Origin of the sequence: Streptomyces sp. NPDC048436, from assembly GCF_043200355.1 — a bacterium.
GTDB lineage: Bacteria > Actinomycetota > Actinomycetes > Streptomycetales > Streptomycetaceae > Streptomyces.
Genome location: NZ_JBICXP010000005.1, coordinates 91,555 through 109,701 on the forward strand (window position 1 = coordinate 91,555; position 18,147 = coordinate 109,701).

General features: G+C 68.0%; 19 protein-coding genes. 8 read left to right on the forward strand and 11 right to left on the reverse strand.

Going from position 1 to position 18,147, the window contains the following annotated elements; all coding sequences use genetic code 11:
• The 5 genes from ACGFX9_RS18870 to ACGFX9_RS18890 are packed head-to-tail and all read left to right on the forward strand — an operon-like array spanning position 1 to position 3,320.
• The gene (locus ACGFX9_RS18870) at positions 1-1,443 is read left to right on the forward strand and encodes a putative T7SS-secreted protein (RefSeq protein ID WP_393472763.1); all 1,443 of its coding nucleotides are present in this window, start codon (positions 1-3) and stop codon (positions 1,441-1,443) included.
• Complete coding sequence (locus tag ACGFX9_RS18875) at positions 1,440-2,114, forward strand: hypothetical protein (RefSeq protein ID WP_393472766.1); 675 nt, start codon at positions 1,440-1,442, stop codon at positions 2,112-2,114. Before ACGFX9_RS18870 ends, ACGFX9_RS18875 begins: the two co-directional genes overlap by 4 nt.
• Positions 2,115-2,123: 9 nt before the next feature.
• Positions 2,124-2,402 carry a hypothetical protein gene (locus ACGFX9_RS18880; RefSeq protein ID WP_393472769.1) on the forward strand — a complete coding sequence of 93 codons (279 nt, stop codon included), beginning with the start codon at positions 2,124-2,126 and terminating at the stop codon, positions 2,400-2,402.
• A 32-nt stretch (positions 2,403-2,434) separates the two neighbouring features.
• A complete protein-coding gene (locus tag ACGFX9_RS18885) occupies positions 2,435-2,758 on the forward strand; it encodes a hypothetical protein (RefSeq protein ID WP_393472771.1) in 324 nt (107 codons plus the stop codon).
• A gap of 1 nt (position 2,759) precedes the next feature.
• A complete protein-coding gene (locus tag ACGFX9_RS18890; RefSeq protein WP_393472775.1) occupies positions 2,760-3,320 on the forward strand; it encodes a hypothetical protein in 561 nt (186 codons plus the stop codon).
• A 26-nt stretch (positions 3,321-3,346) separates the two neighbouring features.
• On the opposite strand, the gene ACGFX9_RS18895 is transcribed toward ACGFX9_RS18890, so the two are convergent.
• The 9 genes from ACGFX9_RS18895 to ACGFX9_RS18935 form a co-directional block, all read right to left on the reverse strand.
• Positions 3,347-4,414 (reverse strand): hypothetical protein, encoded by a 1,068-nt coding sequence (locus tag ACGFX9_RS18895; RefSeq protein ID WP_393472778.1) that lies wholly within the window; start codon positions 4,412-4,414, stop codon positions 3,347-3,349.
• Complete coding sequence (locus ACGFX9_RS18900; RefSeq protein ID WP_393472781.1) at positions 4,411-5,082, reverse strand: hypothetical protein; 672 nt, start codon at positions 5,080-5,082, stop codon at positions 4,411-4,413. Before ACGFX9_RS18900 ends, ACGFX9_RS18895 begins: the two co-directional genes overlap by 4 nt.
• 207 nt (positions 5,083-5,289) lie before the next feature.
• On the reverse strand, positions 5,290-6,645 hold the full coding sequence (locus ACGFX9_RS18905) for a hypothetical protein (RefSeq protein ID WP_393472784.1): 1,356 nt from the start codon (positions 6,643-6,645) through the stop codon (positions 5,290-5,292).
• Positions 6,635-8,884, reverse strand: a complete 2,250-nt coding sequence (locus ACGFX9_RS18910) for a hypothetical protein (protein ID WP_393472787.1) — start codon at positions 8,882-8,884, stop codon at positions 6,635-6,637. The genes ACGFX9_RS18905 and ACGFX9_RS18910 overlap by 11 nt, the downstream gene beginning before the upstream one ends.
• A 10-nt stretch (positions 8,885-8,894) precedes the next feature.
• A complete protein-coding gene (locus ACGFX9_RS18915) occupies positions 8,895-9,854 on the reverse strand; it encodes a hypothetical protein (protein ID WP_393472790.1) in 960 nt (319 codons plus the stop codon).
• Positions 9,854-10,588 carry a hypothetical protein gene (locus ACGFX9_RS18920; RefSeq protein ID WP_393472793.1) on the reverse strand — a complete coding sequence of 245 codons (735 nt, stop codon included), beginning with the start codon at positions 10,586-10,588 and terminating at the stop codon, positions 9,854-9,856. The genes ACGFX9_RS18915 and ACGFX9_RS18920 overlap by 1 nt, the downstream gene beginning before the upstream one ends.
• On the reverse strand, positions 10,585-11,256 hold the full coding sequence (locus ACGFX9_RS18925; RefSeq protein ID WP_393472795.1) for a hypothetical protein: 672 nt from the start codon (positions 11,254-11,256) through the stop codon (positions 10,585-10,587). The genes ACGFX9_RS18920 and ACGFX9_RS18925 overlap by 4 nt, the downstream gene beginning before the upstream one ends.
• 30 nt (positions 11,257-11,286) lie before the next feature.
• Positions 11,287-12,471 carry an enoyl-CoA hydratase/isomerase family protein gene (locus ACGFX9_RS18930; RefSeq protein ID WP_393472798.1) on the reverse strand — a complete coding sequence of 395 codons (1,185 nt, stop codon included), beginning with the start codon at positions 12,469-12,471 and terminating at the stop codon, positions 11,287-11,289.
• A gap of 55 nt (positions 12,472-12,526) precedes the next feature.
• Complete coding sequence (locus tag ACGFX9_RS18935; protein ID WP_393472801.1) at positions 12,527-12,859, reverse strand: hypothetical protein; 333 nt, start codon at positions 12,857-12,859, stop codon at positions 12,527-12,529.
• 335 nt (positions 12,860-13,194) lie between these two features.
• On the opposite strand from ACGFX9_RS18935, the gene ACGFX9_RS18940 reads away from it, so the two are divergent.
• Positions 13,195-14,016 carry a hypothetical protein gene (locus tag ACGFX9_RS18940; protein WP_393472804.1) on the forward strand — a complete coding sequence of 274 codons (822 nt, stop codon included), beginning with the start codon at positions 13,195-13,197 and terminating at the stop codon, positions 14,014-14,016.
• Here the strand turns inward: ACGFX9_RS18940 and ACGFX9_RS18945 are convergent.
• The gene (locus tag ACGFX9_RS18945; RefSeq protein WP_393472807.1) at positions 14,006-14,947 is read right to left on the reverse strand and encodes a hypothetical protein; all 942 of its coding nucleotides are present in this window, start codon (positions 14,945-14,947) and stop codon (positions 14,006-14,008) included. The two genes, ACGFX9_RS18940 and ACGFX9_RS18945, sit on opposite strands and share 11 nt — an antisense overlap.
• 68 nt (positions 14,948-15,015) lie before the next feature.
• Positions 15,016-15,699: a hypothetical protein gene (locus ACGFX9_RS18950; RefSeq protein ID WP_393472810.1), complete on the reverse strand. Its 684-nt coding sequence runs from the start codon at positions 15,697-15,699 to the stop codon at positions 15,016-15,018.
• 542 nt (positions 15,700-16,241) lie between these two features.
• Here ACGFX9_RS18950 and ACGFX9_RS18955 point away from each other — a divergent pair.
• The gene (locus tag ACGFX9_RS18955) at positions 16,242-16,883 is read left to right on the forward strand and encodes a hypothetical protein (RefSeq protein WP_393472813.1); all 642 of its coding nucleotides are present in this window, start codon (positions 16,242-16,244) and stop codon (positions 16,881-16,883) included.
• A 99-nt stretch (positions 16,884-16,982) separates the two neighbouring features.
• A complete protein-coding gene (locus tag ACGFX9_RS18960) occupies positions 16,983-18,113 on the forward strand; it encodes a DUF6531 domain-containing protein (RefSeq protein WP_393472816.1) in 1,131 nt (376 codons plus the stop codon).
• The last annotated feature ends 34 nt before the right edge of the window (positions 18,114-18,147 follow it).

The window sequence follows — 18,147 nt, forward strand, 5'->3', positions numbered from 1 at the left end:
ATGGCCGGACGCCCGCGCGATTGGCACCCGGTCGCGGACAGCGACCCCATTCCTGGAGATCCCCGCCGGGTCGCGGAACTGGGAAAGAAACTCCGCAAGACCGCCGACGAGCTCGAGAAGCAGATCAAGAGCCTCAAGGCGGTCGCCGACGTCGAGGCCTGGGACAGCAAGGCGGGCAAGGAGTTCCGCGAGAAGGCCAAGGGGAACGTCAAAAAGCTGGAAGCGGCCTTCAAGCGGTACGACACGGCGGCGGACGCCTTCGGCAGCGAAGTGACGGAGGTCGGCGGCGGATACGAGGACAAGGCCCACGCCAAGTCGACGGACTACGCGTCAGACCTGAACCGTGCGCAGGAGATCGCCGACATCGCGCGCAAGGAAGCCCAGGACGCGGAGGAGCGCAAGAGCGCCCACCAGAAGAGCCTGGACGGCCTCTCGGACAAGGGCAAGAACAAGGAACAGAACAAGGACGACAAGAAGAAGCTCGAAGAGGCTCGGGACAACGCGGGCAACGAGATCGAGGCCGCGAAGGCCAAGGTCGAGCGGGCCCGGGAGATCCGCGACGACGCGGCGAAGCATGCGCGCGACGCGATCGAGGATGTCATCTCGGACGACTCCCTGAAGGACGGCTTCTGGGAGACGCTCGTTGACGACATCAAGTCCGTGATGGAGGTGATCTCCACCGTCTGCGGGGTGCTCTCCCTCATCGTCGGGTGGATTCCCATCATCGGCCAGGCGTTGGCGGGTGTGCTGGGCGCCATCGCGATGATCGCCACGTTGATCGGCACCATCGCCACGATCATCCAGGTGTTCCAGGGGAACGCCGACATGATGGACCTGGGGATGGCGGCGCTCGGTTTCCTCATGATGGGTGTGGGCAAGGCCTTCTCGAAGGTGGCGGGCAAGTATGCGAAGACTGCCCTGTCTCGCATGGGGAGTGCGCGCACTGCAAAGACTGCGGCGCAGGTCAGGCGTGCAAAGAAAGGGGTCAACCGGGCTTCCGGCGATGGCTTCCAATTTGACAAGTCCAGGCCCGCTTCCTCGCTCCGGGAATCCGTGGCCGGGAAGCTGCAACAGTTCAAACTCCAGAAGGGCGAGGGTTGGAATTCGCTCAAGGAGCCGTTCAAGGAGCCCTTCTCGCCATCCGCCTGGGGCGATAACCTGCGCACCCTCAAGCCGGGAAGCGGGAACTACCGGGAAATGTGGGGAGGCGTGGCATCGCGCGGGGACGGCAATGTGGCAGTGGGCGCGGGACGCTCCTTTTCCATGGCGGACCCCGGCGTTGCGTCGCAGCTCAAGGAGATCAAGTTCGCCGCGTCAGCATTGGGCGGATCGCCGGCGGTCAACCGGATCTCCAACACGGCCACCGGGCTCTCTCTCGCCGGTGCGGGGGTTACGCTTGGAGGGCTCGGCTTGGACGGTAACCTCAATCCTCTTCTGGAATGAAAGGCAAAAAATTGGACTCACTGGAGAGTGGCGGTCCCGTAGCCGACGACTGTAACTTTCGTTTTCAACTTGACGGCGGATGGATTGATCTGACGCTCGATGATGGACTGCCGGCAGAAGCACTTGGCCTTGCCGGGCAGGCTGTCGATCGATTCAACCCGCTGGAGTTGACGGTGAGTGCCCGGAAGTTGGTTGACGAACTGACTTCGCGCGCCGTGAGACTGAACAAGAGTGAACCGCTTCTGGCTGCCTCCTACTACACGCCAGGAGGAGTTCGACTCGTAGATGTGCTGGTGGATTCATACGGCGACGATGATGTCCCAATTCCGACGCCCGCCGAGGTCGTTCCGATTCTTCTGGATTGGTCGAACGTCGAAATCGCCGGTGAAGCGGACGTCAGGTACCTGGAATTGGCCTCCGTACCTGCGGTGCGTGTGCAAGCAATGGTAGAGGGGAAACGCAAGTTCGGGTTTGGCAGGCAGCTGGGCGAGTTCATCAAGTACGCCTTTTTCCCGCCTGGCCTCAACACCTTCGTTGTAGTGTCCGCAAGTTGGGACAGCATCCAGGATTCCGAGGAAATTACACAACTGGTGGATTCTTTGGCCGCGACGTTGGTCATCGTTCCCGTAGATTCGGATGGGAATGAAATTACCGGCGACCTTCCGAACTGACGGACCGCAATGAAAACATTCAGCGACTTCACTTCGCCCCCTTCCGACTACAACGTCATCGTCCCCGACGGCTGGTTTCAGCTGCCGCTCGACCCGGATGACCGCGACCGCGCCATCATCGCTCTCGCGGACCAGCAGTTCCGCGGCGTGGACAACGCCCCGCACCTCAAGCAGCAGTTCATGCGGGAAATGCAGCGCAGGGCCAAGCGGGCCTACGGCGTGGGGGCACGGAGCTGTACATCTCGACCCTGTCGGTCGGGCCGCTGCCGCTGGCCTCGTCGCTCCTGATCAGCATCCCCGGACCCGACGAGTGGCCCAAGGTGTCGGACGCGGAAGAGCTGGCGGAGCACCTGGCGGACAAGGCGGCGTCGGACGCGGCCGACGAGTCCGCGGAGAGCCGAGGCGAGGTCGGCTTGGTGAACCTGCCGGCGGCGGGCCAGGCCGTGCGCCAACGCCGCAGGGAGGCCCCGGACCCCTCGGCCCAACTGGGGAACACGCTGCCGAACACGCTCCTCACGTACTACGTCCCGATCCCCGCGACCAAGAGCTGGCTGCTCCTGAACTTCTCCACCCCCATGGATCCCCTCGCGGACCAGATGGTGGAGCTGTTCGACGTGGTGGCCGGCACCCTGCATTGGGACTGAGATGACGAGTACTGACACCGCTTCGCGAAAACTGCGGGTGCGCGACGGGTTCGGCATTGCCGCCTTCGTCCTGGTGCTCGCCGCCCTGGTCGTCGGCTTCCTCTGGGTCAAGGGAGCCTGGCGCGCGGTGATTCGGGAGGCCCCGGATCTGATCGCGGAGTGGCCCGGCGGCCCCTGGGGCTTCGGCGTCGTGGCCGGGGCGCTGGCGGTGGCCGGAGCGTACGGAGGCCTGTGGGCGTCCGATGCCCCGCCGGGTACGGAGACCTCGCGCCGCGTCGTCCGCCGCACGGCCACCGCGGTGTGCTGGGCCGTGCCGTTGCTTCTGACGCTGTACATTCTTTCGGCGCTGCCCGGGCGCAACTGCCGGTCGACGTCAGCCAGTTGCCGGGAAATCGACGGCGCTTTCCCCGCCCTCCTGACGTACGCCGTCACGGCGGCGGCCGCGGGCTGGGCCACGTACCGCGTGCGGGCCAACCGTGAGGAGCAGCGCCGCGCCGCCCAGCAGGCGAGGCTGCGCAAGCTGCGGAAGAAGGGCAAGGGGAAGAGCCGAGGGGCTCGGTAGGCGGCGGCTCTTCCCCCGCTTAGCGATCAGCGGTTGATCGACTGGATCTCCTCGACGGTGATGTCCTGGACGGCCTCGATGGTGCCGTTGGGCATGCCGACCGGGTTCGCCTGGCCCGTGCCCTGCCAGGTGATCTCCCACGTGAGGGAGGCCTTGAGCGGGTACGTGTCACCGCCGGAGGAGCGGCGGTAGATGATGCCGCAGGGAGGGGTCTTGTCGGCCTTCCCCTTGGCGTAGGGCTCACCGATCTTGCCGTCGACGATGGGGCATTCGCCGTCGGCGGGGATGGTGGTGGCGTCCTTGGTCCCCGGGTTGAGGGTCAGGGACTTGGGAGTGGCCGTCGTCGTCGCCTCGAGGTTGAAGCCGGGGACGTTGATGGCCGCCGTCGCCTTGACGTCGTCGAAGACGGCCTTGTCGAGCCAGGCCCAAGTAGGCAGATTCACCTTGGTGGTGCCCTCAGGAGCGAGGGTGACCTTGGTGCCCGGGAGCTCCATGTGCTGGTAGGCGAGGGCGGCGAGCATCTCCGGGGTGATGGCCTCTTCGTACTGGGGCGGCGGGGGCTCGCCGTTGTCGACCCAGAAGGGGATGTCGGAACACGACATCCGCTTGAGAGCGTCCGGCTCGTTGGGGTTCTCGACGCCTGCCCAGAACATCCCCTCGCCGTCCTTCTCGACGTTGTAGTCCTTGTAGCCGGGGGTGTCCGTCCAGCCGTAGTCGTCCTCGTAATGACGCTGCAGCTCGTTGATCGCGGCGCCCGCGTGGCCGGCCATGCCCGGGGTGTTCTTGGCGTCCTTGATCTCGCCGGACATCTTCTTCTTGAATTCCTTGGCGCCGTAGGCCGGGGCGTACCAGCAGGGCGGCGGGTCCCAGTTGACGTCGGCAGAGGAGACGTTTCCGCTGCCGCCGCTCTTGGTGACGGCGCCGGTGTACTTGACCTGCGCGGCGGCGTAGATACCGGTCTTGTCGCCGCCGCCTTCTTCTTTGACGTCGCCCTTGCCGTTACCGAAGTCTTCGTCGGCGTGGGCGACCCCGCTCGTCAGAAGACCGCTGATGACGAGGGACAGCGAGAGGCAGGCGGTCGCGGCTCGGTTCACGCGCACTGGGCTGCCTTTTCCGTCACGTACACGAGCGAAGCGCGCCACAAGTCGTCCTTCCCCGGGAACTTGACCATAACGATCTTGAAGAAGTCGTACGACGCCGCTCCGGGTGCCCCCTTGCGGACCTTCTTCGACTTCACTTCCTTTGAGTAAAACTTGCTGGAATCCACGCAGAACGAGACCTCGACCGCGTTGCCGTTCGGGGCCTTCCGCACCTTCTCCTGGAAATGGCGTCGAGTGCCGGTGGAGGTCAGCCCCGCATCGACGCGGCCCTGGATCTGGGTGCGGGCGTAAGCGAGGCCCTTGTCGGTCGCGTAGGTGGAGACGGCCGGGTCCTTGACCGTCTGCTCGGCGACTCCCCGGTAGATCGACTGCACGAAGTGCCGGGCGTCGTCCATCGCCGCGGCCTCATCCTTGTCCTGCGGCTTGTCCCAGTCGAAGACAAGGTCAATGTCCTTGGGCAGCGTCAGGTCAACGCCGTCCGGCTTGTCCTCCGCCGGTGCGCCCGACGAGTCGGGCGACTTCTTCGGCTTCGCCGAGTTCTGATCGGCGCCGGCGATCTTGTCGTCCTTGGACTTGCCGTCGCCTCCGCTGCCGCAGGCCGTCAGAAGCAGGGCTGCGGTCGCGGCGAGCGCGGTGGCGGCAGGCATGGTGCGGCGGTTCACAGTCGGCTCCCGGTGGGGCGAGGGGTGTCTCCAGCAGGCTGACGCTATCCGTGGGGTTGTTGGTTCCGCCAGGGTCGATAGCCGGACAAGTCGCCGTATCCCGGCGGACTGTCATCGTGTCGTGACGCGTAAGTCGCTGCCGGTGATCGTCCCGAACGGCGAGGGGCTCTCAACTGGTCGCTCCCCTCCCTTGGTTGCTCCCCTCCCTCAGCCACGCCCCCGCGAAAAGTCCCCTCGCCCCACCCGCCCCGCGAGCCCCTCCTCGTCCGTGTCCCCGAGCAGCGATCCATACCCCGTGGCCGCCCACACGCTCCGTTCGGCCAGTACCTCGAAGTACGGGACCGCGCGGCCGTCGACGTCGTCCGTGAGCACCTCGGGTGCGCGCCGGGTCCGTACCGCCACGGCGCATTCCTCGCACGCGGCCACGTGCAGCTGGTCGCGCCGGCCCAGTGGGCGCCACCGGATACGGCGATCCGCGCGCCCGTGCAGGGGGTTGAAGAAGCAGAGAGGGAGAGGGGACGCCGCGTTCTCCGGGGCGTTGTCCCGAGTGTTCTCCAGTGCGTCGCGGCCCTCCGTGACGAGCGCCAGCACTCCCGCCAGGTCGGGCAGGCCGCGCGCGGAGTCGAGGACGGTGCCCGCGGCGGCGTATGCGTCAAGTGCACGCCGCAGCCCGGGGGTTGTCATACCCGCAGATTGGACCGCCTCGCCCAGAGCCAGCACCTCCGCCTCCGTCCGCCGCCGCAGCCCCGCCTCATCGGCGTCACGCGCCGCCGCGAACACGGCCTGGGGGTAGGCGAAGGGCGAGCCCGTCGCGCTCGGGTAGCGCCGCGGGCCGCGTCCCCGGCGGCGTACGCGTACGAAGTACAGGCCTCCGGCGGCCAGGGCCAGAGCGGCGGTGGCGGCGATCGCTGCCGGCAGCAGCCAGGAGGAGCCGGGGGAGCCCTCCGCCTCGTCGTCGGCACCTTCGCGCGGCAGGCTCCCGCCGCTTCCGCTTCCGGCTCCGTCCCCGCCGTCGGCCCCGAGGTGCTCCGTGGCGTCCTCGTACACCTTCGTGCCGTCCCCCTCCGCGATCAGCTTGACCGCCTTGGCCGTCTGCTCGGCGAGCCCCGCTTCCTTCATGTCGTCCAGGAAGCCGACCGCGCTCACCGCGTCGTGGGCCTGCTGCTTCTCGTCGGGCCACTCGTAGCCGTTGAGGTCGCCGCTCCACTTGTCGCCGCCGGTGACGAGGATGAGCTCGCGCCGGTCGACGCGGTCGTGGACGACCTCCGCGAAGGCGTCGGCCTCGCCGTCGTACGCGTCGCCCTGGACCAGCGGCACCAGGGCGACCTTGATGGGGAGACCGGTCTTCTCGATCTGCCGTACGAGTTGACGTTGGCGGGCGGGGGGTACGGAGTCGGCGTACGCGGCATCGACGTACACCGGAGACCGGCGCAGCGCCGCGGCGACCTTCTCGCCGGGGCTGGGGGCTCCGGGCGCCTGCGCGGCGGCCGGGAGCGTCGCCGCCATGAGGGCCGAGAGGGCGACGCAGGCCGTCGCGAGGGCACGCTTCAGATCACTGGACACCGGCGTACTCCCTTACCTGACGGATGAGTTGAGGGATTCCGTCGCGAGCCGCTGACAGCGGGCCGGCCGCCTCCTCGTACGGCACCCGCTCCCCGCGCCGCGCGCCCGGCAGCGTGAGCCGGAGCGTGTAGGCGAGGCGGGGCTGTACCGCGACGAGGACGCGGCACTCGGCGCACACCGGGATGGTGCGCAACCGCTGGTCCTCGGGCGCGTACAGGGCGTCGCGCCATCCGGTGGCCGGACCGTGCAGCGGGTTGAGCGCGCAGCAGGCCTTGTCCGCGCCGACCAGCGCGCCGCGGCCCGCCCGCGCGAGGACGATGGCGGCGGCGAGGTCGGCGGGCGTGGCGTCGTCGTCGACGTGCCCGTCCGGGTCGCGGTCGGCGAGCAGCGTCGCGGTGTCGAGGCAGTCCCATACGCGGGTGCGTACGGCAGAGGGGAGCTCGATGTCGGGGCTGAACTCCCGTGCCAGCGCGTCGAGTTCTGCGCTCGCGGTGCGGCGCAGATAGCCGGTGGACGGGTCCGGTGGCGCCTCGAAGGAGGTGGTGGCCGAAGGGGTCGCCGTCGCCGTACGCGGGCGTCGCAGCCCCGGCACCGCGAGACGCAGGATGCCGAGCAGCGCGGCGACGAGCACGAAGAGCAGCCCGGCGGCGAGCGCGCCGACCATGAGGCCCGGCCAGAAGTCACCGGAGAACAGCGGCGAGAGCCGGTTCTCCTCGACGGGGTCCGGGGCGTCGTCCATGCCGAGCGAGGACGTCTCGGGCCGGTCGGTGCGCGGCGCCTTGTCGAGGAGCGTCATGAGCGCGTCGAGGCGCTTGCCGAGCTGGTGGTCGGTGGAGCGGTCGTCGTCATCGCCGTAGCGGATGGAGTCGGGGAGGTCGAAGGCGATGAGGTTGGCGTCGATGCGGACGTCGTACGTGACAACGTCGATGTCGCCTCCGAGCGGATCGGCGACGACGTAGACGCCGTGCTCGCCCTTGTCCCCGATCTTCTGCCGGACGGCCTCCACGAAGAGCTCGGGCTCACCCTCGGACTCGTCCTCGGTCAACTGCGGGACGAGGGCGACGAATACGGGCCCGCGGTCGAACTCGGCGATTCGGTCCGTGAGTTCACGCCTCTGCGCCGAGTCGAGCGGCTGCGGACTCTCGGGATCGCTGTAGATCGGACCGCTCTTCCGCAGCCCGTCGGCGACCCGCTCGACGCGGCCGGTCAGGTCGGACGCGGCGGGCGGCGGGGCGGCGCTGGACGTCTCTTCGTCGAAGGCGAGGGTGGCGCCCAGGGCGATCGCGGCGGCGACGAGGACGGCCACGCCGGCCTCGACGCGGCGGGCGGTGAGGTGGGCGAGGCGGCGCGGGGCTGCCGCCTTGCGGTCCGGGACCCCCGCCTCTCTCGACCGCGGCCTCCGCCGCCACCAACGGCGGACGTACGGGCTGACGCAGATGATCAGCAGCGGTACGCCGGTGAGCGCGATCCCGGTGACGAAGGACTGGTTGTCGCGGTCGACGGGATCGATGTGCAGCTTCGGGACGTCGGCACCACCGGCCTCGTCGCTTTTCTCGCGGGCCGCGTCAGCGCGTTCGGCGGCCTTCTTGCCGCCCTGGGCGATGACGTCGGTGAACCGCTCGAAGCTGAGCAACGGGCCCGCATCGTACGGAAGTTCATAGAGCGCCACGGTCGACGCGTCATCGGCGGGAGCCCGCACCCCGAAGGCCGTGGCCTCGGCGACGCCCATGTCGTCGACGAGCACATACAGCCCGTCCCGCCCCAGCCGGTCATGCACGGCCGCGAGCAGCCGGTCGGGGTCGCTGCCCTGGTCCGGCAGTACGAGGACGTAGGTCGGTACGCCGGTCCGCTCGGCGAGCTTCGCGAAGTCGGGGGCGGCGGAGCGGGGGATGTCGCGGGGGAGTTGGTCGGTGACGTAGACGGGGTCGGAGCGGAGGAAGGCGGCGAGGGCGGCGGCTTGGGACCCTGTGGTCGCGGCGGCGGACGACGCACCGGCGGCGCCGCCGAGCAGGAGAAGAGAGCAGAGGGCGGCGAGCAGTGCGAGGGCGCGCAGTGCGAGGGCACGCTGTGCGAGGGCGCGCCGCGCGCCGTCGCGCACGCGGGGGCCGGGGTCCGCCTTCGTGGCGGCTCCTCCCTCGGCAGCCGCCTTCTCACGCGCCGTCGCCATCCCCGTCCCCGTCGCCATCCCCGCCCCCGTCGCCATCCCCGCCCCCGTCACCCGTCCCACCCCGCTGTTCATTGGCCGCACTTTACTGTCGCGACGGGTGCGTTTCCACGGGGATGCTGTTCCGGGGAGGGATGAGGGAGCCGGCGAACCGAGGGTCCTTGATCTCCTCGCCGTCCGCCCCCATGACCATGTCGCGCAAGCCCTCGCAGAGCCCGGAGGAAGGACTGACCGTGTCCGAGGCCCGGATCCCGATGCGGAAATCGCCGTCGGGGAGCCGGGTCACCAGGGGCGTACCGGCAGCCGAATGTGCGGCGGCGAAGGCCATGACCGTCATCCGCTGGGCGGTGGTCAAGGACTCCAGGCGTACGAGATCGGGCAGCTCGCCGAGGTGATGGACGAAGTCGTCGCGCCAACGGGATCTCAGCCTGCACCAAGAACCGTCCGTGAAGACGACCTTGACATCGTTCCCGCCCGCGCAGAAGTCCCGCGGTTCCACGCGGTGGACGGCGGAGCGCGGCGCTTCCCACAGGACGTCGTCCCAGATGGTCTCGCTGTCGTCGAGCAGCCCGACGAGGACGAGGCGCCGGTCGGTGATGATCGCGTGGGTGCGGTCGGTCTTCGGGCAACGGGCGGGGTCGAGCTGCCAGGGCAGGCGCCGCGCGAGGGTGCCGGGCGCGGCCCAGAGCACGGGGAAGTCCTCGACCTCGTCCGCCGGGTCGTCGGAACGGCCGAGCGTGCTGATGTCCCCGACTCCGGTCCCGCCGAGTGCGGCGACGACTCCGATGAGGGCGACCGCGAGCCCCGCCTTCAGGCCACCCCGCGCGAGGCGTGAGGCCCGCGAACGGGCAACGTACGAGGGCCCTTCGGGCCAGCCTTCCAACTCCCGCTGAATGTCCCGCCGTTCGCCGTCACGGAACCAGCGCATGCCGGATACGGGGGTGGCCGCCCCCGTGGCGAAGGTGACGGGGATGCGGGCCAGGAGGGTTTCGCCCGGTTCGGGGCGCCAGGCCCCCGCGGGGCCGGGCCCGCCCGCAGCCCCCATCAACTCACCGCCCCGGCGGAGGGCGCGACCACCGGGCGTTCCGGTTCCAGTGCTGCCTTCGGCCCCGCCTTCAGCCCCGTCTTCAGGTCGGTATCCGGCTCCGCGAAGCTGACCGTCTGGAGGATCGCCATGATCATGTCGCAGAACTCGCCCCAATACTCCATGGACGCCGTGTCGAGCGTGAAGACAGCCATATAGGGGCCGGTGGGAAAGGGGATGTGGATCTGTATCCGGCCCGTGATGAGCTTGGGCTGCTCGCCGGTGGGAGGCGTCTGCTCCAGATCGAGGGAGAGTTCGCGCAGCGTGACGCAGGAGACCGCGGGGCCGCACGGCAGGTCGAGCCAGCGTGCGTCGTTCAGCGGATCGCTCGCGAGCGTCGCCAGAGCACCTTGGGCGGCCACATCCGGATCCGTGTGGCCGGAGTCGAGGAAGGCCGCCGTCAGCGAGCAGTGGGCGACGCCGGGGCCGTCGAGACCGAAGATGCCGAGCGCGGAGAAGGCCAGGCCGACCGTGGCCATGGCTGCCGTGACCTGTTCGTAGTAGGGCGCTGCCGAGTCCCACAGCGTGCTGTCGCCACCGGGATAGAGGTCGCGGACGAACTCGGCCGCCGCCGCGGCGCGTTCCTCCGCCGATGCGTCCACCGGCAGTGCGTGGATCCCCTCCGGTACGACGAAGTTCATCGGCGGAACGGTGCGGGCCACGCGTTCGCCGATCAGCCGGACGAGATCGTTCATCGGTTCGCGCCCTCCGCGTTCAGCCGGTCCACGAGCTTGCCGGCGTCACCGGTCTTCCAACGTGTCCAGGAGCCATCGATGAACCGGACCCTGACGTCGGCGCCCCCCTCGGAGAAGGTCATCCGCTGGGCGCCCGCCACGCTCGCCATCGGCAGATCCCACAGTTCGTCGGCCGGCGCGAGGCCGGCCGACGCCTGGACGCCGAGAATGAGGAGGCGGAGATCGGTCAGCACGATTTCGGTCCGGTACCCCTTGGGTCGCCGCGAGGGGTCCAGCTGCCAGGGCAGGGTCCGCGCGACAGTGTCCGGGGCGGCCCAGACGACCGGGAAGTCCTCGACCTCGTTCTCCGGTTCCTGCGGTTTCCCCGCGCTCTGCGGATCACCGAAGGGGGCACCGCTCGGCCCGCCGGCGTTCGCGACCATGTTGAGCAGACGGGGGATGCCGAGCAGGGCCACGTCCAAGGCGCGGACGCCTGCCCTGCCGGCTTTGTCCCGTACGGCGAAGCGGGGGCCCGGAGGCCAGCCGGCTGCGGTCAGTTCGCCTTCGATGTCCCGCCTTCCGGTGTCCCGGAAGGAACGCAGTCCCGCTACCTTGGGGGCGCTCCCCGTGGCGAAGGAGGCGTTGACGCGCATGATCAGCGTCTCCCCCTGGGGCGGATACCAGTCCACGGCCCTCAAGTCCTCTCTGCGTGCCGCAGCTCAGTGGGCTGCCGCGGATTCCTGGAGACGATCACCGGGGCTGGTCATCTCTCCGATGTGGTTCGGGATGGACCAGGCCTTGGGTGCGATCTTGATCGCGCCATCGATTCCACGCCCCAAATTGCTCATTGAATCGATGTTCTTCAGGCCGGGGATACCGCGGGTGCCGATCCACTGTCCATTGCGGACGGTCTGCTCGGCGACCAGGCTCATACGGTTCATGAGCCCGCCCTCGGTCGAGATGAAGCCGCCCGCCTTGAGGCCGCCCAGGCCGATCGTCTTGCCCTTGAGGGTGAAGCTCGCGGCACCCGCGACGTTGTCGCCCACGCCGACAATGTTGCGGCTGATGGTGGAGACACCCTTGAAGCCCTTGCCGAGCTGCGCCGCACGCGCGGCAGCCACCCCGCCGTCAGCCACCTTGACGCCCTTGGAGAAGGCCCCGATGCCCGGCAGCGACCCCAGCGCGTCGAAGCCGATGGACACCCAGCTCACGTCGGCGCCCGCGGCCTTGGCCACGAGGTGCGTCACCAGGGCGAGCCCGCTCGTCACCACCGCGGCTGTGGCGAAGATCGCGCCGATCGGTTCGAAGGGGGCGGTGACGATCGCGAGCATCCCGAGGATGCCGCTCAGATCGCTCAGCAAATCGCCGATCAGCTTGATCATGTCGGCGTGGTCCTTGATCCACTGACCGGTGGCGTCCCAGGCGTCCGCGACGCCCTTGGTGAGCTTGTCCCAGAAGCCGGGCTCGTCCGGGGCGATGTCACCCGCCTTGTCTAGCTCCTTGCTGATGTGGCCGGCGGCCCGCTTGAAGCGTTCCTCCAGCTCGTAGACCTGCTGGGCGACCCCGTCGACATCCCCCGACGCCTTGGCGGCTTCCTCGCTGTCGGGCTTCGCCTCTTCCCGGGCCTCCAGCTTCCGCCCGGCCGACTTCTCAAGGCGGTCCGCCTCGTCCTGGAAGTCCTGCAGTTCATTGGCCCACTTGTGCAGCGCTCGCGAGGCCTTGTCGAACGATTCGTGGCTTTTGCGGACGAGCGGCGTGACGTCATGTCCGATGTACTCGGTGAAGGCGAGCGCGGTCTTGCCCTTCCAGGCCCCGCACTCGATCCGCTCCAAGTCCCTTACCGCCGCGCCGAGTTCGCTCGCAAGCCCGCCCAGCTTCTTCGCGAGCTCCCGGGTGTCCGTCACGTCCCCGGGGGTGGGGTCCCACCCGATGTGCGGAAAGGCAGGCCGACGCCCCACGTCAGTTGCCGCCCTTCTTCTTCGAGTCCGACTTCTTCGAGTCCGCCTTCGCCGACTTGAGCGACTCGGCCAGCTCCTGGTCCAGCTCGCTGAACTTCTCGTCGATCTTGTCGATCATCTTGACGGCGCCGTGTGTGTGCTTGCCGAGCTGCTTGACGCCGTAGCCCCACTCGTCGGCGAACTCGTGTACGTCCTCAACCAGCTTGCCCGCGCCGACGGCGGAGCCGTCCGTGTTGCGCAGCGCGCGGCGCGCTGCGTCCATCCGGTCGCTGACAGTCGAGAACGTCTTCCGCAGGTCTTCGAAGATCGTGCCGTCGAGGTGTAGATCGCTCATGTCCGCTGTGTGCTTCCCCTCGGCGGTCATCGTCTGCTGGCCGGCGCATGGAAATGGCGCCGGGGGTCGACGATAGCTGTGGGGCACATGAGTTCGCCAGGGCGAACTCATGTGAGGCGAGGCTGGCGGCCTGGTATGTGCAGACCCGGTGAATGCTGGCCTACCGACCGCTGCTCACCTTACCCACCCTTTGCCTTCCGCTTTGCTTCTATTTACTTTTCTCTCGTACCGGCCCTTGCCGGGAGGGGAGCTGTGGCGTGCGGGACTCAGGCTGTAGTTTCTCCGGGGAGTGCCGAGGGGTGCCGAGGAAGCGAGGGCCGGGGGTGGCAGAGTCGATGGACCTGCGCGCAGTCGTGGGCGGCTTCAAGAACGTCACCCCGCTCCCCGGCCTCGCCGACGCCTGGTACTGGTCCCCGGCACGCACCCTGCATTTCGCCGGCGCGCTGTCCGCCGACGGCCGCCGTCTGCTGCAGCTGAGCGGGCGTGAGGACTTCGACGAGCAACTGGCGGTAGCCACCCTGCGGTTCGCGAGGGAGCGCGAGGAGGAGATCTTCGCCCGTAACCCCTACCTCGGCACGGCGGATGGCTTCGCCGCACCGCGGACGGCTACGGGGAACCGCCGCGTATTCGACGTGGTGGTGGGCATAGCTCCCGAGGTCCACGACTTCTACCGGGTCGAGAACCCGGCCCTGACGCCGCACGTCCGCCTCGTATTCCCCGCGTACGCCCACGAGTTCTCCGGACGCGAGACCCTCGACGAGGCGATCACGCGCTACCGCATGCTGCGGCTGCACGAGTTCGACCGCAGGGACCCGCAGCCTTTCCTCAAGATGCGGTACGCCAACACCCGTACGCGGGGGTGGAGCGACAACCCCGGCCGGGGCTTCACCAAGGAGCGGATCCTCGAACAGGAACTACGCCTCCTGGAGAACGCCCCCGGCAGCTTCGTCGAGTTCGAGAACCGTCACGGGGTGGTATGGCGGGTCGAGTGGCACGACGGGCCGTGGCTCCTCGCGGAGTGGGGCACGGCGGCGGGGCCTCTGACTCCGGAGGCTCGTGACGCGGTCGAGCCGCGGGAGATCGAGCTTGAGGAACTGCTCGACTTCGCCGCGGCACGGCTGCGGGACCGGAACAGGTCGCCCGGCATCACCGGTTGACGGACTGGATCTCCTCGACGGCGACCGGCTGGGCGTTCCCGTACTCACCGTTGGGGAGTGTGCCGCCCGGGCTGTTCGTACCCGTCCAGGTGATCTCCCAGGTAGCGGTGGCCTGGAGGTTGAAGGTGCCGTTGCCCGAGGAGCGCTGGTAGGTGACGCCGCAGGGCGGCGTCTGCTTCGACTTGCCCTTGGCGTACGGCTCGCCGATGGAATCGTCGGCGTTCATCTCGCACTTGCCGGACGCGGGGATCCGCACGGCGTCCTCGGTGCCCGGCTTGATGCTGAGCGCGACCGGCTTGGCGGTCGTCTTCGCCTCGATATGCAGGCCGGGAGCATCGAGCGAGGCGGTCACGGACACGGGCGCGAAGTCTCCCTTGTCGAGCCAGGCCCAGGTGGGGAGGTTGACCTTGGAGGGGCCGTCGGGGGCGAGGCTGACCTTGGTGCCGGGGACCTTGATCTGCTCGTACGCGAGACCTGCGAGGGTTTCGGCGTCGATGGCCTCGGGGACGCCGGGGTCTTCGCCGTTCTCGACCCAGAACGGCTCCTTGTCGCACGCGAACTGGTCGGCCATGGAGGCGTTGGGGTTCTGCTGCGCCCCCCACCACATGCCGTCCTTCTCCTTGTCGATGTTGTAGCCGTCCTTGGCGTACGCCTGGTTCTGGTCGGACATGTCACCGAGAACGTCGCGCGGCGCGTCCGGGTCATGCCGCGCCCCGAAGTAGAGCCGCTGCCGGTACTCCTGGAACTCGGTGGCCTTCCACTCCGGCGCGTACCAGCAGGCGGGCGGAGTCCAGTTGGTGTCGACGGAGGCTATGGGGCCGCCGCCTTTGTTGTTGCCGGAGGAGGTGTAGGAGATTTTGGCTACGGCGGCGACGGTGTCGCCGTCCTTCTTGCCCGACACGTTCCCGTCGCCGAACTCCGTTCCTGCCACTGCCGGTCCTCCGGCAGCAAGTACCAGCGATATGCCCGCAGTCAGTAGAACGATCGGCTTCCGCACTGTCATCGCCTGCACTCCTCAGCCCCGTCCCGCACCTGAGCCTGCTTGGCCCTCCACAGCCCCTTGTTGCTGTCGGAGGCCGTCATGAGGATCTCCCAGGAGGCGAAATCCGTGACGCTCGGCTTGGTGCGGTGCACTTTCTCCGTCTTGACTTCCTTGCTGAAGAACTTGGTGGCGTCGCTGCAGAAGGAGACGACAGCCGACTTCTTGTTCTTCACCACTTCAACCTTGGTGCCGCTGAAGCGTTGCTCGCCCGTGACCGTGTATCCGGCGTCAACGTTCTTCTTGATCTGGTCCTTCGCGTACTTGAAGGCCGGTCCCTGGTATTCCGAGTAGAACTTGTATGCCGCGTCTTCAGCGTCCTGCTTCACGATTCCGTGCCTGATGGACAGGACGAAGTTCTCGGCGTCGGTCGCGGCAGCCGCCTGGTCGGAATCCGAGAGGTTGGCCTTGTCGAAGACGACGTCGACGTCGGACGGGAGCTTCATCTCGGGCCGGTCGATGCTGGGCGCAGCACTCTTCTCGCCGCTGGGCGACGCACTCTTCTTCGCGCCCCCGTCATCGGCCCCCGCGATCTTGTCCTTATCCGAGTCCTTGTCGCCCCCACCCCCGCATCCGCTCAGCAGCAGGGCAGCGGCAGCCGCCATCGAAACGGCGGCGACGGGCAGAGTGCGACTGCGGTTCACGTGGGACTCCCGGTGGGGCGACAGTTCTTCAAGCCTTCTGAAGGTACTGAAGTGGTCGACGCCTTCGCCAGGGTTCACTTTGCCGAGTAGTGAATGTCTCGTGAGGCCAATTGTCGTACAAAGCCGCCCAGTTCGGTCGCATAACGGACGAATGGCCCGCCGCCCGTCACGAATACCGGATGGGGAAGCTCCATAGGCCGCCGAGCTCGGTGGTTGATTGCAGAAAGATTCCAGTGGCGTATCGCAAAGGGGGCTGCCGGTGGAACTTTTCTGCAGTCGCGTGCCGTGCCGCCCAGTGCCCGCCCCAGGAATCGAACGATAGGGTCGCTCATGGCCAAGGCTCCTTACGCCGCGTTGGCCATGCCCCGGGGCGGTGGCAGCCGTCGCCGGGGTCTGTGTTGCGTACGCCATAACGGCCTCATCGTCACGGTCCACGGCAAGGGAACCTTCGTCGCCGACCCACTCCCGGAAGCCCCCGGCGGCGAGGCCTGATGCTCGTACGCTGACAAGCCAGAGCCAACAAAGGGGACGGGGAGAACAGCATGGCCCGCTACACCGAAGCGCAGACCATCGCCCGCGGCGGTTTCAGCATCAAGGTGCCGGAGACCTGGTGGGAGTTCGACGTCCGCCCGGAGTCGCGTGATGCCAGCATCCGGCAGATGATCAACGACCGCATACGCGAACGCCCCGAGCTGGAGCCGCACCGCGGCACCTTCGAGGGCTTCCTGCGGAAGGCGTCCAAGGAGGCCTGGCAGTCCGGCGCCCTGTACTGCGGCTGCATGGCGGAGAGCTTCGGCGGCGACGTGCCGATCACCGGCTCGGTCACGGTCTCCCTGGTGGGCGCCCGCACGTCGAACGGCGACGTGATGCCGACGGACCCCGCAGCGATCGTGGCGCAGCTCGGCGTACGGGAGGCCAAGCGCGAGGGCGACACGTACCGCAAGGTGACGACGGTCGACATCCCGGGAGTGGGGATGGCGGCGCGCACGTACGGCATCGAGGACATCTCGGTCCCCGGCGACGACCGCACGATGCGCGTCGTACTGATGCAGACGTTCATCCCGGTGCCGGGCCAGGAGGGGAAGGTGGCACTGGTGGCGGGCAGCAGCCAGGTCCTGGACCTGGCGGACTCGTTCTTCGACATCTTCGACGCGGTGACGTCTACGTTCCGCTTCGCGGAGTAGGTGGCCCAGCGCTGACTTCGTGCTGCCCTGCCGCCTTCCTTCACCTCGGAGTTCGAGTCCGCGCCGGGCAAGTTGAAGAAGCTCAAGAAGAGCTACGAGATGGCAGGCGACGCCCTGTCTTCGTACTGGCCCGAACTCGAACGCTCCCAAGCCCTCGCGGACAAGGCCCTCGCGCAGGGCCGTGAGGCGCAGACCAGCCTCAGCGCCGCCCAGTCCCGCCTGACCTCCGCCGACTCCTGGATGGACAAGGCGGGCAAGGAAGCCGACAAGTACAAGGACGACGACGGCGGCAGCAAGTCGGGCAAGGACGTCCCCAAGCCCGACCCCGACAAGGTCAAGGCCGCCACCCGCAACGCCAACTCCGCCGAGAAAGCCCAGACGGCAGCCAAGTCGGACGTCACCGCCGCGCAGAGCAACCTCGACGCAGCGAAGAAGATGGCCGAGGACGCCCGCAAAATGCGCGAGAACGCCGCGGGCACCGCCAAGAAGAAACTCGAAGAAGCCTCCGACGCGGGTATTCAGAACCGTAAGTGGTGGGAGGAGGTCGGGGACTGGGTCACCGACAACTGGGACACCATCGTCGCCGTCTGCAAGGTCGTCGTCGCCGTCCTCGGCATCATCGCCATGATCATCGGCGGGCCCATCCTCGGCGCGATCGTCCTCATCGCCGCCCTCATCGTCCTGGCCGACACCCTCAACAAATACGCCAAGGGAGAAGCAGGCCTACTCGACGTCGCCTTCGCCGCCCTGGACTGCATCCCCGGCATGAAGGGACTCACCAGCCTCCGCGGCCTCGCCAAGGGGCTCAAGGGTCTCAAGGGCGGCCTCAAGGGGCTGGCCCTCGGCGCCAAGGGGCTGGGGAAAGGCGCACGTCAGGGCGCCCGGAATATCAAGAAGCTCTTTACCTGCGGAGATCCGGTGGACGTATCCACCGGCGAGATGGTCATGTCCGCCATTGACGTCTCTCTGCCCGGCGTCCTGCCTCTTGTTCTGGAGAGGAACCATCGAAGCCAACAATCTGGCCCGTCGAGAGGCCCAACACATAGCCAAGAACTATGGGATTGCTCAACTCGTTCAGGTGCCTGGGGCTGCTGGCCTGAAGAAGTGGCAGGCCAGGGCGATCGAGCAAGGCCTCATTCACGACGTCCGTGCATCAGGGTTCAGCAGGATCAAGAATGGTGTACCCATCGGACAGATCAACTCCATATCACCGAAGAAGTCGCACTTTAACGCAGCTCTGAGGTGGGGCAGAATATTCATGTCG

Bases quoted from the DNA above. Each gene is read 5' to 3' on its own strand.
- ACGFX9_RS18880 (WP_393472769.1), top strand. From the start codon at position 2,124: ATGAAAACATTCAGCGACTTCACTTCGCCCCCTTCCGACTACAACGTC.
- ACGFX9_RS18940 (WP_393472804.1), top strand. From the start codon at position 13,195: ATGGACCTGCGCGCAGTCGTGGGCGGCTTCAAGAACGTCACCCCGCTC.
- ACGFX9_RS18870 (WP_393472763.1), top strand. From the start codon at position 1: ATGGCCGGACGCCCGCGCGATTGGCACCCGGTCGCGGACAGCGACCCC.
- ACGFX9_RS18875 (WP_393472766.1), top strand. From the start codon at position 1,440: ATGAAAGGCAAAAAATTGGACTCACTGGAGAGTGGCGGTCCCGTAGCC.
- ACGFX9_RS18955 (WP_393472813.1), top strand. From the start codon at position 16,242: ATGGCCCGCTACACCGAAGCGCAGACCATCGCCCGCGGCGGTTTCAGC.
- ACGFX9_RS18910 (WP_393472787.1), bottom strand. From the start codon at position 8,884: ATGAACAGCGGGGTGGGACGGGTGACGGGGGCGGGGATGGCGACGGGG.
- ACGFX9_RS18915 (WP_393472790.1), bottom strand. From the start codon at position 9,854: ATGGGGGCTGCGGGCGGGCCCGGCCCCGCGGGGGCCTGGCGCCCCGAA.
- ACGFX9_RS18935 (WP_393472801.1), bottom strand. From the start codon at position 12,859: ATGAGCGATCTACACCTCGACGGCACGATCTTCGAAGACCTGCGGAAG.
- ACGFX9_RS18960 (WP_393472816.1), top strand. From the start codon at position 16,983: ATGGCAGGCGACGCCCTGTCTTCGTACTGGCCCGAACTCGAACGCTCC.
- ACGFX9_RS18890 (WP_393472775.1), top strand. From the start codon at position 2,760: ATGACGAGTACTGACACCGCTTCGCGAAAACTGCGGGTGCGCGACGGG.
- ACGFX9_RS18920 (WP_393472793.1), bottom strand. From the start codon at position 10,588: ATGAACGATCTCGTCCGGCTGATCGGCGAACGCGTGGCCCGCACCGTT.